The organism is Pseudomonas pohangensis, from assembly GCF_900105995.1.
GTDB lineage: Bacteria > Pseudomonadota > Gammaproteobacteria > Pseudomonadales > Pseudomonadaceae > Aquipseudomonas > Aquipseudomonas pohangensis.
In genome coordinates this window covers 338,884-359,610 of sequence record NZ_LT629785.1, presented here as the reverse complement: position 1 = coordinate 359,610, position 20,727 = coordinate 338,884, and the positions used below count along the sequence as shown (strand labels likewise).

Sequence of the window (20,727 nt, the reverse complement as noted above, 5' to 3'; positions counted from 1 at the left end):
GGAGAACTGACATGCGCACCACTATTTCAAGCACCCTTCGCACTGCATTGCTGAGTTGCGTAACTAGCACTTTTATATTCGGCACCTCCCTCAGTCACGCCGATGATACCGAGATATTTTTCGGCGGACCTTCGATAGAATCCGGCGTGCGACCAAACGTGCTGTTCATTCTCGATAATTCTGGCTCCATGAAATGGAGCACCGAAGATCAAGACCCACCTAACAACTCGCCAAAAGGTGAGCAGCAGCGGATGGCTGTACTCAAGGACTCATTTACCACCATCATCAATCAGGCAGGAGCAATCAACGCAGGGCTCATGGTGCTGAACGAAGATGACAAGCTGGGAGGTTCGCGCATGGTCTATCCAGTGACTTACCTTGACGACCCGGCATCGAGCAGCCCGCTAAATACTCCGCTCATTCTGGAAAGCGGTGATGACGCGACTCAGGTAGTGGGCGCCACATCAGCCACGATTGACAGCCTAACAGTCGCCATGGGCAAGTTTCAGAAATTTGTAACATCGACCAAAACTTATACGCTTGCGGCAAACAACGCTTACCTGCAAAAGGACAACGCTGCTTGCCTGTTGGATGAGAATCTTGCATCGCCACGCCCTAACGGTTCGAGCTGTGTTTCCGTCAACGGGCCTGTGATTAGCGCCAATAACCAAACCAACAGTACTAGCGCAGGTAAGGCCCTGCTGTACTTTTCCGGCTTAAACATTCCTGCCGGCAGTACTGTGACCTCTGCCATATTGACTGTTTACTCACAGAACAACGGCTCAACCGCTACGACACCGAACATATCTGTGGAAAACACCAAGCTATCCATAGTCCCCAACGATAACAACTCAATCGCCAGCAGAAGCTTTACCGCGACCAGAGCGTTGCCTACCCTTCCCAGCTGGACACAGGGCCGTTTGGATCTGAATATTACTCAAGAACTCAATTCCCTGAGCACATTGGCACCAATAACAGACGATTTAGACAACGTCTTAATTAGGTACTGGAACGATATCGGCTATAACCGCTATATTTGTATGCAGGTCGGCACCGGCTGCGACAGTACAGAAATCCCGACACTCACTATCACTTACACATCAGCTTCGCCATCTGTCACGGATAGAACAGCCGCGCTACGCTTCCAGAATGTTGCTATTCCGCAGGGAGCCATCATTGAATCCGCCCAGATTGGGTTCAGCCCTGCTGTAGCTAATGACAAAGATGTGTCTTTTACTATCAAAGCAGAAAGCGCAACCGACTCAGCCATCTTTACCAACACCTCTTCAGGCGCACCTTCAGCGCGGGGAAAGCTCGGCATTACCGCCTCCTGGGCACCCACCATCAGTGAATGGAAGGTCGCGAATCCACCAGCCAAAGTAGCAGGCCCAGACGTACGCAATCTAGTACAGACGTTGGTCGATCAACCCGGCTGGTGCGGCAATAACTCCATGGCCTTCTTCATTGAGCGTGAATCAGGGGATGGCAGCCTCAAAGCCTTCAGTATTGATGGCGCCCCAGGCTCCCAACCTACACTGACCGTAACTTATAGAAACGGCAGTAGTAGTGGCTGCATAAATCCAATCTTCGAGACTGTTATTACCAACCCGAATAATGATGGCTATCAAGACTCTTCAGGCGACATGAATGTCACCTCAACAGACATGCCGTTAAAACCAAGCAGAATAGCCGTACGCTTTGAAAGCGTCCCCCTTAACAAAGGCTCCACAATCTTGGACGCTCAAGTGATCATGACGCCAAGCAATAACGTAACCAGCACTAACGTGTCTGCCGCTATAGAATTCCAAAAGAGTGACGACGCACCAGCCCTTTCGACAGCCAAGAACAATATCAGTGGTCGTACGTTTTACTCTGGAGGTAACTGCACGATCGATCAATGGAGTGCAGGAACACCTTTTGTCTGCCGCCAAAGTCAGATAAAAACCGGTCTACAAAGTGTCATAGGCAGAAGCGGCTGGAAACCTGGTAATGCCTTGCTAGTCAGCATTGCGCCGGGCGACAGCAGCCTGAAAACTACTGCCTTCGAAGGCAACCCAGCTCAATCTATCAAACTACGCATCAAGGTTGCTAACGGCGGTCTCGCAGACAATACCTATACGGTCCGCAAGCACCTCGATGCACTGGTGCAATCCATGAGCCCCAACGGGGGCACCCCGATAGTACCAACCTATTACGATGCCTCGCAGTATCTGAGCGGCAACATGCCAGGGTTCAGCAGCCCTATAACCAGTGCCTGCCAGCCAACGCACGTGGTAATGCTGACTGACGGTCAGGCCAACGGTAATGGCGCTCAAAATAACATCAGCAGCAAAGCTGGCAGTTGCTCCACCGCGCTGCCCGTTGATCCCAATGACCCCAATGACGTACTGGCTATAGTTGACTCGAACTCAACAGACTCCGATGAGGCCTGCGGCCGCAAACTGGCGGATTTTCTGGCCCGAAAAGATCAATCCAGCGCTGTTCCAGGGGACAGCTACGTATTTACTCACACCATTGGCTTTGCACTGGCTGCCGACAAATGGGCCGGCCCTATTGCTCAAAAGTTTCTTACGGAGGTTGCCGGAAACGGCAAAGGCGGTGCGTATACCGCAGATAATGCAACCGGTCTTACCAAGGCCTTCAGTGACATTCTGCAGAATGTACAAGATGTCGACACAACGTTTGTCAGCGCGAGCGCACCCGTCAACTCCTTTGAACGTCAGAACAACAAGGATGAGCTGTACTTCTCGCTATTCGCACCTAGAAAGACCCAAAGTTGGCCGGGCAACCTGAAACGTTATCGGTTCTCGCTGACTAGCGAAGACACTAACGGCAATGTCATCAGCAATCCACGCATTGTGGATCGGCTTGACCGTGACGCAGTGAGCAGTACTGGTAATTTTGCCAGCAATGCCCGAAGCTTCTGGTCTGACACAAATGACGGCAATGACACCTCGAAAGGTGGCGCCGCAGAGCAACTTCCCGCACCAGCTAGCCGTAAACTGTTTACATACATTGGCGCATCCCCGAGCTCACCATCGAGCTTGAGCACTCAACCGCTTACCAGCTCTAACACTAACATTACCAACACAATGCTTGGCGCTGCGAATCAAGCCGAGCGCGATCAATTATTCGATTATATCCGCGGGACTGATCCGGCCACGAGCAAAGATCGAAAATCAATCGGCGACCCAATCCATTCCTCTCCAAAGCTGGCTACATACGACTGCATCAAGGCTAATGCTACAGACAGCACGAAATGCGATGTAGACGATCAAACCGCCTTCATCGGTACCAATGAAGGTTTTGTTCAAGCATTCAGCACCGACACAGGCAAAGAACTCTTTGCCTTTATGCCGGAAGAGCTTCTCCCGAATATCAAGAAACTAAAAGAAAACAAAGAAACAGCAGCAATAAGTAATCCTCGCCCTTACGGCATGGACAACCCAGTTACCCTATGGGTTAACGATGTGAACAAGGATGGCAAGATTTTTGACACATCAAGCACACCTCAATCTGGAGAGTTTGTTTACGCCTATGCCACTATGGGCAGAGGTGGTCGCGGTGTATACGCTCTGGATGTTACTGATCGTAGCTCTCCAAAGCTGTTATGGTACATCAGAGGTGGTGTAACGCCTGGCTTTGATCGGCTTGGACAAACATGGTCTGCACCAGTCAAAACCAAGATAAAGATTGGCTCAGACATCACTGACGTACTGATCTTTGCAGGTGGTTACAACCCAAATCAGGACAATGTTCTTGTGCGCACAGCCGATACCGACACCAATGGTGGTAATGCTTTATACGTAGTAGACGCAAATACCGGCGTATTAATTTGGTCCGCCAGCAGCGCTGCCACGACAACAAAAAATAGGCAGATGAGCAACATGCTCTATAGCATGCCGGCAACTCCACGGGTAATTGATATCCAGACAGCCCCAAGTGGCACACTAATAGCTGACAATGACAAGCTCGCAGATCAAATTTTCATTGGAGACATGGGCGGCCAAGTTTGGCGCTTTCATATTAACAATGGAGGGAGCGGGGTAGGACTGATAACCCCCGGGGGCACTGGAGGTAATGGTATATTCGCAACAGCGATCCCTAGCGACTATAACAGCGGAACTCAACTTTATAAGCAACAGAACCTACGCCGCTTTTACAATGAGCCAGATGTTGCACTCTTGAATAAGGATGGAAAACTAAGTCTTTCTGTCAATATTGGCTCAGGTTATCGCGGCCATCCACTTAATAAAGATGCGCAAGATGCATTCTACTCTTTCCGCACAAGCAATTTGACCGACCGAACTGGAACAGAAGGCACAATCACTGTATCAAGTATGCTTGATGTGACAACGAACTTGAAACCAAGCGGTAGCACACAAACAACTAAGCTTGACCTTTCTGATGGCCGTAAAACTGGAGGCTGGTTCATTAATTTGACAAGCAATTTGGGTGAAAAGGTTTTAACACGCGCCTTGACTGCAGGAGCTGGAAATGAACTCTTCTTCAGCACTTACGAGCCGGCAAAATCATCAACTGCAAATAGCAGCACTTGTGCACCTGCATTTGGAACGGCTCGCGGCTATGCGGTTAATTTGTTTGATGGCAGCCCCGCATACACTAGTGATCCAAATAATCCGAAGCTAGATGAACGCTTCGACGTACTTCAGGTACCAGGCATTCCACCGCAACCAGAGTTAATATGCATTGGAGATCAGTGCTTTATCATCAGGGGACCTGGAGATATTGATGAAATCGAGATGCCAAAGCTAGGTAAAATGTACTGGATGGACAGAACAGAGATTAAGCCAGCACCTTGAAAATTTAGTCGGGAGCATTGAAATTGGAGACTAATAACAAAGGCTTTACCATGGTCGAACTGGTGATCGTGCTTGCGATTCTTGGCATCCTCTCGGCTATCGTAATCCCAAGCTATCAAGGCTATGTGCGACGATCTGCCTGTGAGGACGCGAAAGGCGCCGTCACAGGCGTTGCCAACCTGTTAGAACGTTATCGCGCACAGAACAACACCTACGTCGGTTTCGCCATCCCTGCCAGCATTAATCAACAGAGTGCTACGCTAGGAGTTAATCCACTCACTGCAAGCACTTTTACTGTTACAGCTACTGGAACTGGAACTTTAAATGGCATGGGAACACTAACGATTAGTTCTACAGGAGTGAGAGGAGGAACTGCTCCGCTTGGTAACATGTGGGCAAGCTGTAGCGGCATATAGTGAATGGGGCCTTTAATGGCCCTTTTGTTATGGATTTACCAATAATTCAAAGCTGCCTCACCCGTAATTCCTTCGGCATCGAGAAGGTCACATTTTCCGGTCGACCATCGATCTCGAAAGCCTCTGCGCCGCCCCAGGCCTGAAGCTGTGAGATCACCCCCCGGACCAGCACATCAGGGGCAGAAGCTCCGGCGGTAACACCGATACGCTGCTTGCCTTCGAACCAGCCACGCTGCAGATCCTCAGCTCCATCTATCAGATAAGCCGGTGTATTCAGACGCTCTGCCAGTTCGCGCAGACGGTTGGAGTTGGAGCTATTAGGGCTACCGACGACCAGCACCACGTCGCACTCGGCAGCCAGTTGCTTGACTGCATCCTGGCGGTTCTGTGTGGCATAACAGATATCATCCTTGCGCGGTCCGCCAATGCTCGGAAAGCGTGCACGCAGGGCATCGATGACCTTGCTGGTGTCATCCATCGATAGTGTGGTCTGAGTGACGAAGGCCAGTGACTCCGGCTTTTGCACCTGCAAACCGGCCACATCGGCCTCATCCTCGACCAGATAGATCTGGCCACCGTTGCGATGGTCGTACTGGCCCATGGTGCCCTCCACTTCGGGATGGCCCTGGTGACCGATCAGCACACACTCGCGGCCCTCGAGGCTATAGCGTGCCACCTCCATATGCACCTTGGTGACCAGCGGACAGGTGGCATCGAAGACTTTCAGTCCGCGATCCTCAGCCTCTTTACGCACCGCTTGCGACACGCCATGGGCACTGAAAATAACGATGACGTTGTCCGGTACCTGATCCAGTTCCTCGACAAATACTGCGCCACGGGAACGCAGATCCTCGACCACAAACTTGTTGTGCACCACTTCATGGCGGACATAGATCGGCGGTCCGAATACTTCCAGGGCGCGATTGACGATTTCGATGGCGCGGTCAACGCCGGCACAGAAACCACGGGGATTGGCGAGTTTGATTTGCATTACGAGACTCTCGACTATTGGGGCGCACCCGCTTTGGCTAACGGCATGGCCTTAGCCACTGCTGAACAGGCGGCAAATTGCTTTGCGCTCTTGCCGCCCCACCGCTGCTACGGCTTGACCTCGATGATTTCAACGTCAAAGGTCAGGTTCTTGCCGGACAGTGGATGATTGAAGTCGATGGTTACCTGGTTATCGTCAAACGCCTTGACCACACCTGGCAGCTCGGCATTCGCCGCATCATTGAAAATCACCAGCAAGCCTTCGGACAGCTCCATGGCAGCAAACTGGCTACGCGGCAGCACCTGCACATTCTGCGGGTTCGGCTGGCCAAAGCCCTGCTCCGGTGCAATCGGCAGGCTGCGCCGGTCACCGCTTTTCAGACCATACAGCGCCGTTTCGAAACCGGGCAGCAGGCTGCCATCACCAACATTGAAGGTTGCCGGCTGCTTGTCAAAAGTGCTGTCCACCACATCGCCGTTTTCCAGCTTGATGGCAAAGTGCAGTGTCACTTGCGTTCCTTGGCCTATTCGGGACTCGCTCATACCTCTGCCTCCTTCGATGGTTTGCCGCGAAACATATCCAGCGCAAGCATGACGGCGCCGGCAGTTATGGCGCTATCGGCCAGATTGAAGGCCGGGAAATACCAGCGTTGTTGCCAGTGCACCAGAATAAAGTCGATAACATGACCATAGACCATACGATCGAAGAGGTTGCCCAGGGCACCACCCAGCACCAGTGCCAGCGCAATTGCCAGCCAGTTTTCATGCTGCTTGAGGCCCTTCATCCAGATCACCAGCATGATGCTGACGGCCAAAGCGACCACGGCGAAAAACCAGCGCTGCCAGCCCGCCGCATCCGCCAGGAAGCTGAACGCAGCACCGGTGTTGTAGGCCAGCGTCCAGCTGAAGTAATCCGGAATGACCACTATCTGCTGGTAAAGGCCAAGCGCGTTCTCGAAATACAGTTTGCTGACCTGATCCAGCACGATGACCAGTACACTGAGCCACAGCCAGCCGAGCTTGCCAAAGCGCGCGCTCATGCTCTGCCCTCTTCGCACTGATTCTGTAGGAGCCAGCTTGCTGGCGAAATGTCGCGAATCGCCAGCAAGCCGGCTCCTACGGAGAGCTGAACTGCCGCACACAAAACATCACGCATAGTGCCGTACCTCACCGGCGCCTTCGATATTTTCCACACAGCGCTCACACAATTCAGGGTGTGCTGCATGGCTACCCACATCGGCACGGTGATGCCAGCAACGCGCGCACTTGGCATGACCTGATCTGGCAATTTGCAGCTTGAGCCCCGGCACCTCAGTGGCGACAGCAGATTCAGTTGCGGCAGACAGAGGCTGTACCTGCGCGGTGGAGGTAATCAATACGAAGCGCAATTCATTGCCCAGCCTGGCCAGCTGGCTCGCCAGGGCATCTTCAGCAAACAGGGTGACTTCAGCCTGCAGGCTGCCACCAATAGCCTTGGCGGCACGCATGTTTTCCAGCTCCTTGTTCACCGCAACTTTCACGTCCATGACCTCGGCCCAATAGGCACGACCCAGAGCCGCGTCTTCCGGCAATCCGGCCAGCCCGGCATACCAGGTATTGAGCATCACCGACTCATTACGCGTGCCCGGCAGGTATTGCCAGATCTCTTCGGCAGTAAAGGCCAGGATAGGTGCAATCCAGCGCACCAGCGCCTCGGCGATATGGAACAGTGCCGTCTGGCATGAACGTCGTGCCACGCTGTCGGCACGGGTGGTGTACTGACGATCCTTGATGATATCGAGGTAGAAGCCGCCCAGCTCCTGCACACAGAAGTGATGAACCTTCTGGTAGACATTGAGGAAGCGATACTCGGCATACGACTCGACGATCTCCGCCTGCAGCCGCGCCGCCGCATCCACCGCCCAGCGATCCAGATCAAGCATCTGCTCCGGCGCCAGCAGATCACGCGCCGGATCAAAACCTGTCAGGTTGGAAAGCAGGAAGCGCATGGTGTTGCGGATGCGCCGGTAGGCATCGGCACTGCGCTGCAGAATGACCTTGGAAACCGCCATCTCGCCCGAGTAATCGGTAGCCGAGACCCACAGACGCAGGATGTCTGCGCCCATGCTGTCATTGACTTCCTGGGGCGCGATCACGTTGCCCAATGACTTGGACATCTTGCGCCCGCTCTCGTCGACCACGAAGCCGTGGGTCAGCAGCGCCTTGTAGGGCGGCTGATTGTCGATGGCGCAGCCGGTCAGCAGTGACGAATGGAACCAGCCACGGTGCTGGTCGGAGCCTTCCAGATAGAGGTCGGCACGCGGTCCGCTGCTGTGCCCCAGCGGGTGCGAGCCGCGCAGCACATGCCAATGGGTGGTACCGGAGTCGAACCAGACATCCAGAGTATCGCTGATCTTGTCGTATTGCGCCGCATCATCACCAAGCAATTCTGCAGCATCCAGCTTGAACCAGGCCTCGATGCCCTGCTTTTCAACGCGCTGGGCCACCTGTTCCATCAACTCGATGGTCTGCGGATGCAGCTCGCCGCTTTCCTTGTGCAGAAACAGCGGGATCGGCACGCCCCAGGTGCGCTGGCGCGAGATGCACCAGTCCGGGCGACCGGCGATCATGCCGTGCAGCCGCGCCTTGCCCCAGGCCGGAACAAAGCTGGTTTGCTCGATGCCTGCCAGTGCCCGCTCACGCAGGGTTGCGCCGCTTTCCGGCGGCCGATCCATACCGACAAACCACTGCGCCGTGGCGCGGTAGATCAGCGGCGTCTTGTGCCGCCAGCAATGCATGTAGCTGTGCTGGATCGACTCGTGCTTGAGCAACGCACCGACTTCACGCAACTTTTCGACGATAGCCGGGTTGGCCTTCCAGATGAACTGCCCGCCGAAAAACGGCAAGTCCGCCACATATACGCCATTGCTCTGCACCGGGCCGAGAATTTCATCATTGCTCATGCCGTACTGCTTGCACGAACGGAAGTCATCCTCACCATAAGCCGGTGCGGAGTGGACAATACCGGTACCGGCACCCAGTTCCACGTACTCGGCCAGATAGACCGGAGCGAAACGCTCGTAGAACGGATGGCGGAAACGGATGTGCTCCAGCGCCGTGCCCTGCGCAGTGGCGATCACCTCACCCTGCAGGTCATAGCGGGCCAGGCAGCTCTCTACCAGCTCCTCGGCCAGCAGCAGCAAGCGCTCGCCGGTATCGACCAGCGCGTAGGTAAACCCCGGATGCACGTTCAGCGCCTGGTTGGCCGGGATGGTCCAGGGCGTAGTGGTCCAGATGACGATGGCCGCAGGCTTGGCCAAACTGGCAAGCCCGAAGGCAGCCGCCAGCTGGTCAGCGTCTTCAACGATGAACGCCACATCAATCGCGTCGGACTTCTTGTCCTGGTATTCGACTTCGGCTTCAGCCAGCGCCGAGGCGCAATCGAAGCACCAGTTGACCGGCTTCAGCCCCTTGAACACAAAACCCTGTTTGACCATCTCGGCCAGAGCGCGGATCTCTCCGGCCTCGTTGGCAAAGTCCATGGTCTTGTAGGGATTGTCCCAGTCGCCGAGCACGCCGAGGCGCACGAAATCTGCTTTCTGCCCTTCTATCTGCTGCGCTGCATAAGCCCGGCACAGCTCGCGGGTCTTGTCCGCCGGCAGATGTTTGCCGTGGGTGACTTCCACCTTGTGCTCGATCGGCAGGCCATGACAGTCCCAGCCCGGCACATAGGGCGCATCAAACCCGGAGAGGGTCTTGGAGCGGGTGATGATGTCCTTGAGGATCTTGTTCACCGCATGGCCAATGTGGATGCTGCCGTTGGCGTAGGGCGGGCCATCGTGCAGGACGAACTTGGGTCGACCGGCGCCCTGCTCGCGCAGCTTCTGATAAAGACCGATGCCGTCCCAGTGCTGCAAGGTTTGCGGCTCGCGCTGGGGTAGTCCGGCCTTCATCGGGAAGGCGGTTTCCGGCAGATTCAGGGTCGCTTTGTAATCAGTCATCTCGGAGGCTCTTGAAGAATTCATTTGGCCCGGCCAACAAGGCACGGGCAGCATCTATGTCGGCCGCAATAGCCGACTTCAGCGCCTCAAGCGAGGCGAATCGCTGCTCTTCACGCAGCTTGTGATGAAACACCACCGACACCCGCCGGTCATACAAATCACCGGAAAAATCCAGCAAATGAACTTCAAGGTGGGCAAACCCGTCGGTTTTAACCGAAGGCCGCACACCGATATTCGCCACACCCGGATGCACAACACCATCCAGTACGACGCTCACCAGAAACACGCCGCTCAGAGGTACCCGGTGGCGTTTGAGCTGCACATTCGCGGTCGGCGCACCCAGTTCACGACCGAGTTTCTGTCCGTGCATCACCCTGCCATCAATGGCAAACGGGCGACCTAGCAGATTCTCGGCCTCGACAAAATCCGCAACCTGCAGTGCTTCCCTGACCCGCGTACTGCTGATACGCGAACCGGCGAACTCAGCGGTCGCAGCCTCTTCGACAGTAAACCCGTAGCTGCGCCCCGCCTGCTGCAAGAAGGCAAAATCCCCGGAGCGATCGCAACCAAAGCGGAAGTCGTCACCCACTTCCAGATGCGCCACTCCCAGGCCATCGACCAGCACCGCCCTGACAAAGGCATCGGCACTGAGTTCACGCAAACGCTGGTTGAACGCCAGGCACAACACCCGGTCCACGCCGGCAGACGCCAGCAGATCAACCTTGTCCGCCAGCCGGGACAGTCGTACCGGCGCAGTGGCCGGCGCAAAAAATTCCCTTGGCTGCGGCTCGAAAATCACCACACAACTGGGCAGATTCAACTCCGCGGCACGCTCGAACAGGCGCGCCAACACCGCCTGATGCCCGCGGTGCACACCATCGAAGTTCCCGATAGTGGCAACGCAGCCCCGGTGCTGCGGACTTAGATTGTGAAGACCTCGAACCAGCTGCATAACGCGCTTCTTGCAAGCAAAGTGAGCGATTATACGCACACCGGCCAGCCGACAACAGGCAGCATATCGGGCAGGTCTGCGCTCAGGCCACCGTGCGTCTGGCGAAATCGCGCAAACGGAAACCCAGCAACAGCAGGCAGCCAAAATACGCCAGCAGACCAGCCGTCACCAAAGCCCCCAGCCGCAGCAAGCGCAGCAACATGCCATCTTCCGCCCAGCCCGGCATGAAGTGCATTACTGCCAGCAAAACCAGCGCCATTACAGTGACAGCCAGCACCAGCTTGCCGAGAAACACAGGCCAGCCGGCTTGCGGCTGGAACATGCCGCGCTGGCGCAACTGCCAGTACAGCAAGCCCGCATTCAGACAGGCGCCAAGGCCGATAGCCAGAGCCAGCCCGGCATGCGCCAGCGGGCCAATCAACACCAGATTCAGCAACTGCGTAACAATCAGGGTCACCACGGCGATCTTCACCGGAGTACGAATGTTCTGCTGCGCGTAGAAGCCGGGAGCAAGGATTTTCACCAGAATGATTCCCAGCAAGCCGACCGAATAGGCCATCAACGCCTGCTGGGTCATCAGCGCATCGTGTGCGCCGAACTTGCCGTACTGGAACAGCGCGACTGTCAGCGGCTCAGCCAGAATCGCCAACGCCATCGCACAAGGCAGCACCAGCAGGAAACACAGCCGCAGCCCCCAGTCGAGCAGTCGCGAGTACTCCTCGCGATCGGCACTGGCATAGGTTTTCGACAAAGCCGGCAACAGGATCGTCCCCAGCGCTACACCCAGCACTCCGGAAGGCAGTTCCATCAGGCGGTCAGCGTAGTACATCCAGGACACCGAGCCCGCCACCAGAAAGGAAGCGAAGATGGTGTTGATGATCAGCGAGAACTGGCTGACCGACACCCCGAAAATGGCCGGGCCCATGTTACGCAGCACCCGCCAGACCCCCGAATCCTTAAAGCTGACCCTCGGCAGCACGAGCATGCCGATCTTCTTCAGGTGCGGCAACTGATACAGCAACTGCAACAGGCCGCCCACCAGCACCGCCCAGCCCAAAGCCATGATTGGCGGATCAAAATACGGCGTCAGAAACAGGGTAAAAACGATCATGCTGACATTCAGCAGGGTTGGCGTGAACGCCGGCACCGAAAAGCGGTTCCAGGTATTGAGTACCGCACCCGCCATGGATGACAGTGAAATCAGGAATATATAAGGGAAGGTTACGCGCAGCAGATCAGTGGTCAGGGAAAAGCGATCCGCCTCGTCGGCAAAGCCCGGCGCGGAAACCCACACGATCCACGGTGCCGCCAGAATCCCCAGCAGCGTCACCAGCGCCAGCACCAGGGTCAGCAAACCGCTGATATAAGCCAGAAACGTCCGCGCAGCCTCTTCGCCCTGCTGGGTTTTGTACTCAGCAAGGATCGGCACAAAAGCCTGCGAGAAAGCACCCTCGGCAAAGATCCGGCGCAACAGGTTGGGCAGCTTGAACGCCACGACAAAGGCATCGGAAGCCACGCCGGCGCCGAAAATCCGGGCGATCAGGGTATCGCGGACAAACCCGAGTACCCGGGAAAGCATCGTCAGTGAGCTGACCGCTGCCAGCGACTTGAGCAAATTCATGGTGTTACGCGGCTTCCGGCAAACAGTGCACCACAGCGAAGGGCCGGGCACGATCAGGGAAGCGAGTGTAACGGTCTGCTGCCGGCCAGACCAGCAGACTAAAACGCCAATCAGCTTGACATGCGCGTTTCATCTCGGCATTATTCGCGGCCTTATTTGTTTCCCCCAAGATTTTTTCAAGGAGCTTGACGGTGGCCAATTCACCTTCTGCCAAAAAACGCGCAAAACAGGCTGACAAGCGTCGTAGCCATAACGGCAGTCTGCGCTCCATGGTTCGTACCTACATCAAGAACGTGGTCAAGGCTATCGAAGCCAAGGATCTGGAAAAGGCCCAAGCCGCCTTCACCCAGGCCGTGCCAGTAATCGACCGTATGGCCGACAAGGGCATCATCCACAAGAACAAAGCTGCTCGTCACAAGAGCCGCCTGAATGGCCATATCAAGGCCCTCAGCGTTGCTGCTGCAGCCTAAGTAGCAGAGTTCTTGAAAAACCGGCCACTGGCCGGTTTTTTATTGCCTGATGGTTATTCAGAAGTTGGAAACCGCAGCAACTGCGGCTTTCTGCTTACTTCACTGGCCAGGGCAGGATAGGAATAGCCGTCACCGAGTTCTGCGGACTGCCTTCGATCACGCGATCGCTGTACACCAGATAGACCAGGGTATTGCGCTTGCGGTCGAAGAAACGCACCACCTGCATGGTCTTGAACACCAGCGAGGTACGCTCCTTGAACACTTCCTCGCCATCCTTCAGTTCTTCCCTGATAGTGATCGGGCCCACCTGACGACAGGCGATGGCCGCCTCCGAACGATCTTCCGCCAGGCCCAGGCCGCCCTTCACGCCGCCAGTCTTGGCCCGCGAGAGATAGCAGGTCACACCCTCGACCTTGGGATCGTCGAACGCCTCAACAACAACCTTGTCATTCGGCCCGAGCCATTTGAATACCGTAGACACTGCGCCGATCTCCTCGGCGCCGGCCAAACACGGCAACAACAGCATTCCCAGAACAGCCGCAGACTTACGCATCAGTAATTACTCCACATTGCCGACCACTATCAGATTGTCGCGGTGCACCAGCTCGGGCTCATCGACATAGCCGAGCAACGACTCGATCGCGGCAGAGCCCTGACCCGCTATCTTGCGCGTATCGACAGCACTGTAATTGACCAGCCCCCGCGCCACTTCGCGACCATCCGGCGCCAGACATACCACCATCTCGCCACGGCGGAAATTTCCCTCGACTGCAGTCACGCCGACTGGCAACAGACTCTTGTGGTCTTTCAGCACGGCCTTGACTGCGCCGTCATCCAGCACCAGCCGGCCGCGGGTTTGCAACTGGCCGGCCAGCCACTGCTTGCGTGCTGCCAGCAAACCGCGCTCGGGCGCCAGCAAAGTACCCAGCCGCTCGCCTGCGCGCAGACGGTCAAGCACCCGCTCAATGCGACCGCCAACGATCATGGTGTAGGCCCCGGAACGTGCGGCCAGACGTGCTGCACGCAACTTGGTCTGCATGCCGCCACGGCCCAGCGCACCCCCGGCACTGCCGGCCACGGCGTCCAGCGCCGGGTCATCGGCCCGCGCCTCGAAAATCAGTGCAGCTTCGGGATTGTGCCGCGGATCAGCTTCGAACATGCCATCACGATCAGTGAGGATGACCAGCAACTCGGCCTCGACCAGATTGGCCACCAGCGCTGCCAGGGTGTCGTTATCGCCAAAGCGGATTTCATCGGTAACAACGGTGTCATTTTCATTAATAACCGGAATCACACCCAGCTCAATCAAGGTACGCAAGGTAGTCCGCGCATTCAGGTAGCGCTTGCGATCGGCCAGATCATCATGGGTCAGCAAAATCTGCGCCGTATGCCGGCCATGCCGGGCAAAGCTCGACTCCCAGGCCTGCACCAGACCCATCTGCCCTACAGCGGCGGCAGCCTGCAATTCATGTATGGCATTCGGCCGCACCTTCCAGCCGAGACGACTCATGCCAGCGGCAACCGCGCCGGAAGACACCAGCACCAGCTCGATGCCGGCTGCATGCAGCGCCACCATTTGCTCGACCCAGACAGCCATGGCCTGCTGATCCAGCCCGCGACCGTCCGCCGTCAGCAAAGCGCTGCCAATCTTGACTACCCAGCGCCGGGCACCGCTCACCTTTTCCCGCATGTTTTTCAACCTTAATCCGGCCGTTGCCAGCAAGCAGCCAATCAGTCCCGAACGTAGATGATCTCCGGACCATCCTCGTCCTCTTCGTAATCATCAAACCCGTCATCGGAATCATCATCAACGCTCTTGACCCCGCTGCGGCGCAACGCACGCTGGTCATCCAGCGCCTGCAGACGGGCACGCGCCTCATCTTCGATACGCTGATCCAGCTCGGCCAGGGCTTCGGCGAAGGCCGGATCTTCCGCAAGACGCAAGTTGCGCTCGTCAAGGTAGCGCATGATTGCCTGCGAGAGCTCTTCGGTACCTTCACGCTCAAGAGCCGAGATGACAAACACCGGACCGGTCCAGTTGATGCGCTTGATCACGTCCCGCATGCGCGCTTCGCGCTCTTCATCGAGCAGCTGATCGGCTTTGTTCAGCACCAGCCAGCGGTCACGATCGGCGAGTGCCGGACTGAATTTGCTCAGTTCATGGATGATGGTTTCGGCAGCCGCTGCCGGATCAGACTCGTCCAGCGGCGCCATATCCACCAGATGCAGCAGCAGCCGGGTACGCGCCAGATGCTTGAGGAAGCGAATCCCCAGACCAGCGCCCTCCGAAGCACCTTCAATCAGGCCGGGAATATCCGCTACCACAAAGCTCTTGTAGCGCCCGACACTGACCACACCCAGGTTTGGCACCAGCGTGGTAAAGGGGTAATCAGCCACCTTGGGCTTGGCTGCCGACACTGCACGGATGAAGGTGCTCTTGCCGGCATTCGGCAGGCCCAGCAAACCGACATCGGCCAGCACTTTCAGTTCCAGCTTGAGATCGCGCGCTTCACCCGGCTTGCCCGGCGAAGTCTGCCGTGGCGCCCGGTTGGTACTGGACTTGAAGCGGGTATTGCCCAGGCCATGCCAGCCGCCCTGCACTACCAGCAAGCGCTGCCCGGCACGGGTCAGGTCGCCGATGATTTCCTGGGTATTGGCATCAATAACGGTGGTACCAACCGGCACCGGCAGGATCAGATCCTCACCCTTGTGCCCGGTACAATCCTTGCTGCCACCATTTTCGCCACGCTGGGCATCAAAGCGGCGGGTGTAGCGGTAATCCACCAGGGTATTCAGGTTCTCGTCGGCTTCCATATAAATGGAGCCGCCGTCACCACCATCACCACCGTTGGGGCCGCCCTTCTCGATGAATTTCTCACGCCGAAAGCTCATCAGGCCATTGCCGCCATCGCCCGCCTTCACATGAATGGATACTTCATCAACGAATTTCATCAGGACGCCTCCCGTCAGTTGACGGGTCAATTAATCAGAATAAGGATACGCGATGCGTCGGCAGAACTGCATTTGCATGGCGCAGAAACAAAAAAGCCCCGTCGCTAGACAGGGCTTTTCCAGCGAAGACGCTATTAAGCGGCTACAACGCTTACGTAGCGACGACCGAAGGCGCCCTTCACTTCAAACTTGACCACGCCCGGCACTTTCGCGAACAGGGTGTGATCTTTACCCATGCCTACACCGAAACCGGCGTGGAACTGGGTACCGCGCTGACGCACGATGATGTTACCGGCCTTGATGACCTGGCCGCCGAACAGCTTGACGCCAAGGCGTTTGCTTTCCGAGTCGCGGCCGTTGCGGGTAGAACCGCCAGCTTTTTTGTGTGCCATGAGTTCAATACTCCAAATTGAGGATCAGGCTGAAATTCAGGCCTGAATACCAGTGATTTTGATCTCGGTGTACCACTGACGGTGACCTTGACGCTTCATGTGGTGCTTACGACGACGGAACTTGATGATGCGGATCTTGTCGTGACGGCCTTGAGCGACCACCTCGGCAACTACCTTGGCACCGTCAACAACCGGAGCACCGATCTTGACTTCATCGCCGTTGCCGACCAGCAGAACGCGGTCGAAAGTGATGGACTCGCCAGTGGCGATTTCCAGCTTCTCGACCTTGAGGAATTCACCTTCGGCGACTTTGTATTGCTTGCCACCGGTAACAATTACTGCGTACATGGATTTTCTCCGTAAAACCTGCTCACCCGACGCTTTAGAGAAGTAGTTATGGGTCGGCATGGCTGCATGGAGCCGGATCTGGCACCGATGCAATTGCGTAAGGCAGGAAAAATGCCCAGGGAAGTTCAGGGGCCGCGATTGTACGCAAGCCGACCGGCTGGTGCAAGCTCTGCAAGCACTTGCCTTGACACCCCCGCACCCGCACCCCTAGCATGCCGCGCTACCCCACAGGAGCGCCCGCGCCGATGCAACCCCAGGCTTTTTATCAAGTAGTGGCCGATGACTTTCTGGCTGTTGACGAAATCATCAAGCGCCAACTGACTTCACGCGTGCCTCTGGTAGAAAAGATCGCCGACTATATTACCTCCGCCGGCGGCAAACGCCTGCGCCCCCTGCTGGTGCTGCTCTGCGGCAAGGCACTGGGCAAGGAAGGCGACCAGCTGCGCCTGCTGGCTGCCATTATCGAATTCCTGCACACCGCCACCCTGCTGCACGACGATGTGGTCGACATGTCCGGCATGCGCCGCGGCCGGGCCACCGCCAACGCCCAGTGGGGTAACGCCCCCAGCGTACTGGTCGGCGACTTCCTGTATTCGCGCTCATTCGAAATGATGGTCGAACTGGGCTCGATGCCGGTCATGCAGATTCTCTCGCAGGCCACCCGCATCATCGCCGAAGGCGAAGTCCTGCAGCTGTCCAAGGTCCGCGACGCCAGCACCACGGAAGCGACCTATATGGAAGTCATTCGCGGCAAGACCGCCATGCTCTTCGAAGCCTCCACCCACAGTGCCGCCATGCTGGCCGGAGCCAGCGCGGAACAGGCAGAAGCACTGCGCGTATTTGGCGACCACCTGGGAATCGCCTTCCAGCTGATGGATGACCTGCTGGATTACCGCGGGGACGCCGAATCACTGGGCAAGAATGTCGGTGACGACCTTGCCGAGGGCAAGCCGACACTCCCGCTGATTCACGCCATGCGCGAAGGTACTCCGGCGCAGGCGGAACTGGTACGCAAAGCCATTCAGCAGGGTGGCAGTCAGGATCTGGAAGGCATTCGTGCCGCGGTCGAAGCCGCTGGCTCGCTGGACTACACCGCCCGGCTGGCCAACGACTTTGCCGAGCGCGCAATCAATTGCCTGGATGCGCTGCCAGCAGGCGAATATCGCCAGGCACTGATCGAACTGACCCGCTTCGCCGTGGCGCGCAGCACCTGAGCCGCTACTGTCCCTGACCCGACTCCGGGGCAACGAGCGTCTCTAGCTGCGAATCCAGTAATGACTGCATCGAGCCCGGCCATACCGGCTCCAGCTGCACGCCACCTGGCGGTTGCTCGGCGAAGACCTTGCTCACGCCACGCTCGATCAGCACCACTGCCAGCTGGTTGGTATCGCCGTTCCAGACCATGCCGGCAGCGCTACGCAAGACCTGCACTTGCTCCCTGGCCTCGGCAACCTGCTCCTGTACGCCCTCAACCTGCTCCTGCACGTGCCCGACCTGTTCCTGCACCTCGCGCACCTGCCCAGCCTGCTCCTGCAGCACCGCTACTTCTGCAGGCAGCGGCGCAATGGCAACTTCCTCCAGCACACGGGAAGTCACATAGATCAGCGCGCCCTCCTGCTGTATCTGGTCAGCGGTACGCAGCAGGGTCACTGTCGGCTCGTAGTAATCGCCCAGCAGATCGGTCATCCGCTGCTTTACCTGCGGAATTTCATACAAGTTGACCTGATTGGGGTCAAAACCCACCAGCGGCTTGAGCAATGCCCACATCAGGCGGCTCTGCAACTGGTTGCCGATCAGCAACGAAGAAACACAGGCACAGAGTGCCAGACACAGTACAGCCGGCAGCAACAATCTGGCGACGCGCATGAAACCCTCACCAAAGGTAAATGCCGGAGCAGGCCATAGCCATGGCCCGCCCCCGGCGATCAATCAGAGAATGTCGAGCAGCTCGACATCAAATACCAGCGTGCTGTGCGGCGGAATGCTGCCAGCAGCCTGACCACCATAGGCCAGCTCGCTCGGCACATGCAGACGCCACTTGCTGCCGGTGTTCATCAGCTGCAATGCCTCGACCCAGCCGGGAATGACGCCATTCACCGGAAACTCGGCAGGCTCGCCACGCTCATAGGAGCTGTCGAACACGGTGCCGTCGATCAGCGTGCCATGGTAGTGGGTACGCACATGGTCGCTCGCGCCCGGCTTGGCGCCTGCACCGCTGACCAGTACTTCAAACTGCAGACCGGACGGCAGGACAGTTACACCCTCCCGCTTGGCATTCTCGGCCAGATACTCACGACCTGCGCCTGCGGCGGCTTCGGCCTTGGCCGCGGCTTCTGCCTGCATGACTTCACGGATAACCCGAAAGCTGGCATTCAACGCTTCCGACGATACCTGGCTGGGCGCCCCGGCAAAGGCATCGCGCAAACCGGCAATCAAGGTCTCGATACTTACGCCCGGCGGCGGGTTATCGCGCAACTGGTCGCCCATCTGGCGGCCAATTCCGTAACTTACGCGGGCTTCATCGGTAGAAAGATTCACTTCGGACATGTCCGGCTCCAGAGCCAAAAAAGGGCGGCCAGCCTAGCACAGAGACCCGTCCGGGCCGACCCCCGGCAACACACAAAACAAAACGCCCGTCGCTGCAGCAACGGGCGTCGTCAGGCAAAACCGCTGTCAGTGCTCGTGCTTGGTCAGCTTGTCCAGATAACCCATGGCAAAGGCCGAAGCGACGAAGGTCATGTGGATGATCACGTACCACATCAGCTTGTCGTCATCGATGTTCTTGGCATCCATGAACATTTTCAGCAGATGGATCGAGGAGATGGCCACGATCGAGGCCGCCACTTTCATTTTCAGCGAGCTGGAATCCATCTTGCCCAGCCAGCTGAGTTTCTCCGTACCATCCTTGATGTCCAGCTGCGAAACGAAATTCTCGTACCCGGAAATCATCACCATCACCAGCAAGCCACCGACCAGCGCCATATCGACCAGCGACAGCAGCTTGAGGATCAGTGTCGCCTCTTCCATGCTGAAAATCGCCGGCAGGATATGGAAGATTTCCTGAAAGAATTTCAGCGCCAGAGCCAGCAACGCAAAAGACAGACCAAAATAAATCGGTGCCAGTAACCAGCGCGAGGCATACATGGCATTCTCAAAAAAACGTTCCATGGGGTTTCCATCAATCAGAAATAACGGCGCAGAGTATACCCAGCAGTGCCACAGCAAAGCAGCAGCACGCCACGAAAGGTCAGAACAAGACTGTGGATAACTCTGTGTGCAAAATGCGCTGAAGCGCTCTACGGCAAGGTTTCCTGGGTAACCTGACGGCCCCGCAACAGCAGATTCAGGACTCGGGGCGGAACTGGAAGTCGCCCGGATGACAACAGCGCTCGGAATTCAATCGGCGTAATTCGGCCTGAATATGCAGGCGCCAGATGGCTGGCCCCTCGGTCTGTGCATAGCCTTGCAGCGCCAGACTCCGGGTAATTGCCAGCAACAACCCCTCGGCCACGCAAGGCCCATGAAACGGCCCCTGCGCCTTGATCGTTGTAGGTTGTGCATCGTTCATGCCCGCGGCACAGATCAGCGTCCACAAGCCCCGGTCACCCGCCAGCGGGCGAATTTCGCACTCGATACGGGTGTGTATCCCGGAACAATCGCGTGTAAGGATAAGGTTGCGCGGCATGGCGGCGACCCTCGACCAGACTGGTTTTCAGACTACACCAGTAAGCTTAGTTCAGAATGGCGCAGGGTTATCCCCGGATAATGTGGATAACCTTGTGG

20 protein-coding genes are annotated in these 20,727 nt (G+C 57.0%); 4 read left to right on the top strand and 16 right to left on the bottom strand.

Annotation, left to right across the window (positions count from 1 at the left end):
• Nucleotides 1-11 precede the first annotated feature (11 nt).
• Nucleotides 12-4,823 carry a pilus assembly protein gene (locus tag BLT89_RS01720; protein WP_090192794.1) on the top strand — a complete coding sequence of 1,604 codons (4,812 nt, stop codon included), beginning with the start codon at nt 12-14 and terminating at the stop codon, nt 4,821-4,823.
• Nucleotides 4,824-4,846: 23 nt separating this feature from the next.
• Nucleotides 4,847-5,239 carry a type IV pilin protein gene (locus tag BLT89_RS01715; RefSeq protein ID WP_157718766.1) on the top strand — a complete coding sequence of 131 codons (393 nt, stop codon included), beginning with the start codon at nt 4,847-4,849 and terminating at the stop codon, nt 5,237-5,239.
• A gap of 46 nt (nt 5,240-5,285) precedes the next feature.
• Here BLT89_RS01715 and ispH read toward each other — a convergent pair whose 3' ends face one another.
• The 7 genes from ispH to BLT89_RS17780 form a co-directional block, all read right to left on the bottom strand.
• Nucleotides 5,286-6,230, bottom strand: a complete 945-nt coding sequence (ispH, locus tag BLT89_RS01710) for a 4-hydroxy-3-methylbut-2-enyl diphosphate reductase (protein ID WP_090192793.1) — start codon at nt 6,228-6,230, stop codon at nt 5,286-5,288.
• Nucleotides 6,231-6,337: 107 nt separating this feature from the next.
• Nucleotides 6,338-6,772: an FKBP-type peptidyl-prolyl cis-trans isomerase gene (locus tag BLT89_RS01705; protein WP_090192792.1), complete on the bottom strand. Its 435-nt coding sequence runs from the start codon at nt 6,770-6,772 to the stop codon at nt 6,338-6,340.
• On the bottom strand, nt 6,769-7,269 hold the full coding sequence (gene lspA / locus BLT89_RS01700; protein WP_090192791.1) for a signal peptidase II: 501 nt from the start codon (nt 7,267-7,269) through the stop codon (nt 6,769-6,771). Before lspA ends, BLT89_RS01705 begins: the two co-directional genes overlap by 4 nt.
• Before the next feature lie 108 nt (nt 7,270-7,377).
• Entirely contained in the window at nt 7,378-10,209 is a 2,832-nt protein-coding gene (gene ileS / locus BLT89_RS01695) for an isoleucine--tRNA ligase (RefSeq protein ID WP_090192790.1), read from the bottom strand.
• Nucleotides 10,202-11,161, bottom strand: coding sequence for a bifunctional riboflavin kinase/FAD synthetase (ribF, locus tag BLT89_RS01690; RefSeq protein ID WP_090192789.1), 960 nt, complete (start codon nt 11,159-11,161; stop codon nt 10,202-10,204). Before ribF ends, ileS begins: the two co-directional genes overlap by 8 nt.
• An 82-nt stretch (nt 11,162-11,243) precedes the next feature.
• The gene (murJ, locus tag BLT89_RS01685) at nt 11,244-12,782 is read right to left on the bottom strand and encodes a murein biosynthesis integral membrane protein MurJ (protein WP_090192788.1); all 1,539 of its coding nucleotides are present in this window, start codon (nt 12,780-12,782) and stop codon (nt 11,244-11,246) included.
• Nucleotides 12,783-12,786: 4 nt separating this feature from the next.
• On the bottom strand, nt 12,787-13,053 hold the full coding sequence (locus BLT89_RS17780; protein ID WP_172829104.1) for a hypothetical protein: 267 nt from the start codon (nt 13,051-13,053) through the stop codon (nt 12,787-12,789).
• On the opposite strand from BLT89_RS17780, the gene rpsT reads away from it, so the two are divergent.
• Nucleotides 12,974-13,252, top strand: a complete 279-nt coding sequence (gene rpsT / locus BLT89_RS01680) for a 30S ribosomal protein S20 (protein WP_090192787.1) — start codon at nt 12,974-12,976, stop codon at nt 13,250-13,252. The genes BLT89_RS17780 and rpsT overlap by 80 nt on opposite strands.
• 94 nt (nt 13,253-13,346) lie before the next feature.
• Here the strand turns inward: rpsT and BLT89_RS01675 are convergent, their stop codons facing one another.
• The 5 genes from BLT89_RS01675 to rplU form a co-directional block, all read right to left on the bottom strand.
• Nucleotides 13,347-13,805 (bottom strand): CreA family protein, encoded by a 459-nt coding sequence (locus BLT89_RS01675; RefSeq protein WP_090192786.1) that lies wholly within the window; start codon nt 13,803-13,805, stop codon nt 13,347-13,349.
• A gap of 6 nt (nt 13,806-13,811) precedes the next feature.
• On the bottom strand, nt 13,812-14,942 hold the full coding sequence (proB, locus tag BLT89_RS01670; protein WP_090192785.1) for a glutamate 5-kinase: 1,131 nt from the start codon (nt 14,940-14,942) through the stop codon (nt 13,812-13,814).
• A 41-nt stretch (nt 14,943-14,983) separates the two neighbouring features.
• On the bottom strand, nt 14,984-16,204 hold the full coding sequence (cgtA, locus tag BLT89_RS01665; RefSeq protein ID WP_090192784.1) for an Obg family GTPase CgtA: 1,221 nt from the start codon (nt 16,202-16,204) through the stop codon (nt 14,984-14,986).
• 134 nt (nt 16,205-16,338) lie between these two features.
• A complete protein-coding gene (gene rpmA / locus BLT89_RS01660; RefSeq protein ID WP_090192783.1) occupies nt 16,339-16,596 on the bottom strand; it encodes a 50S ribosomal protein L27 in 258 nt (85 codons plus the stop codon).
• A gap of 36 nt (nt 16,597-16,632) precedes the next feature.
• Nucleotides 16,633-16,944 (bottom strand): 50S ribosomal protein L21, encoded by a 312-nt coding sequence (gene rplU / locus BLT89_RS01655; RefSeq protein WP_090192782.1) that lies wholly within the window; start codon nt 16,942-16,944, stop codon nt 16,633-16,635.
• A 245-nt stretch (nt 16,945-17,189) separates the two neighbouring features.
• Here rplU and BLT89_RS01650 point away from each other — a divergent pair, with 245 nt between their 5' ends.
• Nucleotides 17,190-18,158 (top strand): polyprenyl synthetase family protein, encoded by a 969-nt coding sequence (locus BLT89_RS01650; protein WP_090192781.1) that lies wholly within the window; start codon nt 17,190-17,192, stop codon nt 18,156-18,158.
• Between the two features lie 4 nt (nt 18,159-18,162).
• Here the strand turns inward: BLT89_RS01650 and BLT89_RS01645 are convergent, their stop codons facing one another.
• The 4 genes from BLT89_RS01645 to BLT89_RS01630 all read right to left on the bottom strand — a co-directional run bounded on the left by BLT89_RS01645 (nt 18,163) and on the right by BLT89_RS01630 (nt 20,629).
• Nucleotides 18,163-18,810 (bottom strand): hypothetical protein, encoded by a 648-nt coding sequence (locus BLT89_RS01645; protein ID WP_090192780.1) that lies wholly within the window; start codon nt 18,808-18,810, stop codon nt 18,163-18,165.
• Between the two features lie 63 nt (nt 18,811-18,873).
• Nucleotides 18,874-19,491, bottom strand: a complete 618-nt coding sequence (locus BLT89_RS01640) for an FKBP-type peptidyl-prolyl cis-trans isomerase (RefSeq protein ID WP_090192779.1) — start codon at nt 19,489-19,491, stop codon at nt 18,874-18,876.
• A 126-nt stretch (nt 19,492-19,617) separates the two neighbouring features.
• Nucleotides 19,618-20,112 carry a TIGR00645 family protein gene (locus BLT89_RS01635; RefSeq protein ID WP_090192778.1) on the bottom strand — a complete coding sequence of 165 codons (495 nt, stop codon included), beginning with the start codon at nt 20,110-20,112 and terminating at the stop codon, nt 19,618-19,620.
• 175 nt (nt 20,113-20,287) lie between these two features.
• Nucleotides 20,288-20,629 carry a PA4575 family protein gene (locus tag BLT89_RS01630; RefSeq protein ID WP_090192777.1) on the bottom strand — a complete coding sequence of 114 codons (342 nt, stop codon included), beginning with the start codon at nt 20,627-20,629 and terminating at the stop codon, nt 20,288-20,290.
• Between the last annotated feature and the right edge of the window lie 98 nt (nt 20,630-20,727).

Excerpts from the sequence above, each read along its gene's own strand:
- BLT89_RS01675 (WP_090192786.1), bottom strand. The coding sequence starts at position 13,805 with ATGCGTAAGTCTGCGGCTGTTCTGGGAATGCTGTTGTTGCCGTGTTTG.
- BLT89_RS01645 (WP_090192780.1), bottom strand. The coding sequence starts at position 18,810 with ATGCGCGTCGCCAGATTGTTGCTGCCGGCTGTACTGTGTCTGGCACTC.
- ispH (WP_090192793.1), bottom strand. The coding sequence starts at position 6,230 with ATGCAAATCAAACTCGCCAATCCCCGTGGTTTCTGTGCCGGCGTTGAC.
- BLT89_RS01630 (WP_090192777.1), bottom strand. The coding sequence starts at position 20,629 with ATGCCGCGCAACCTTATCCTTACACGCGATTGTTCCGGGATACACACC.
- rpmA (WP_090192783.1), bottom strand. The coding sequence starts at position 16,596 with ATGGCACACAAAAAAGCTGGCGGTTCTACCCGCAACGGCCGCGACTCG.
- proB (WP_090192785.1), bottom strand. The coding sequence starts at position 14,942 with ATGCGGGAAAAGGTGAGCGGTGCCCGGCGCTGGGTAGTCAAGATTGGC.
- rplU (WP_090192782.1), bottom strand. The coding sequence starts at position 16,944 with ATGTACGCAGTAATTGTTACCGGTGGCAAGCAATACAAAGTCGCCGAA.
- cgtA (WP_090192784.1), bottom strand. The coding sequence starts at position 16,204 with ATGAAATTCGTTGATGAAGTATCCATTCATGTGAAGGCGGGCGATGGC.
- ribF (WP_090192789.1), bottom strand. The coding sequence starts at position 11,161 with ATGCAGCTGGTTCGAGGTCTTCACAATCTAAGTCCGCAGCACCGGGGC.
- murJ (WP_090192788.1), bottom strand. The coding sequence starts at position 12,782 with ATGAATTTGCTCAAGTCGCTGGCAGCGGTCAGCTCACTGACGATGCTT.
- BLT89_RS17780 (WP_172829104.1), bottom strand. The coding sequence starts at position 13,053 with ATGGAGCGCAGACTGCCGTTATGGCTACGACGCTTGTCAGCCTGTTTT.
- BLT89_RS01650 (WP_090192781.1), top strand. The coding sequence starts at position 17,190 with ATGCAACCCCAGGCTTTTTATCAAGTAGTGGCCGATGACTTTCTGGCT.
- BLT89_RS01705 (WP_090192792.1), bottom strand. The coding sequence starts at position 6,772 with ATGAGCGAGTCCCGAATAGGCCAAGGAACGCAAGTGACACTGCACTTT.
- BLT89_RS01640 (WP_090192779.1), bottom strand. The coding sequence starts at position 19,491 with ATGTCCGAAGTGAATCTTTCTACCGATGAAGCCCGCGTAAGTTACGGA.
- BLT89_RS01635 (WP_090192778.1), bottom strand. The coding sequence starts at position 20,112 with ATGGAACGTTTTTTTGAGAATGCCATGTATGCCTCGCGCTGGTTACTG.
- BLT89_RS01720 (WP_090192794.1), top strand. The coding sequence starts at position 12 with ATGCGCACCACTATTTCAAGCACCCTTCGCACTGCATTGCTGAGTTGC.
- lspA (WP_090192791.1), bottom strand. The coding sequence starts at position 7,269 with ATGAGCGCGCGCTTTGGCAAGCTCGGCTGGCTGTGGCTCAGTGTACTG.
- ileS (WP_090192790.1), bottom strand. The coding sequence starts at position 10,209 with ATGACTGATTACAAAGCGACCCTGAATCTGCCGGAAACCGCCTTCCCG.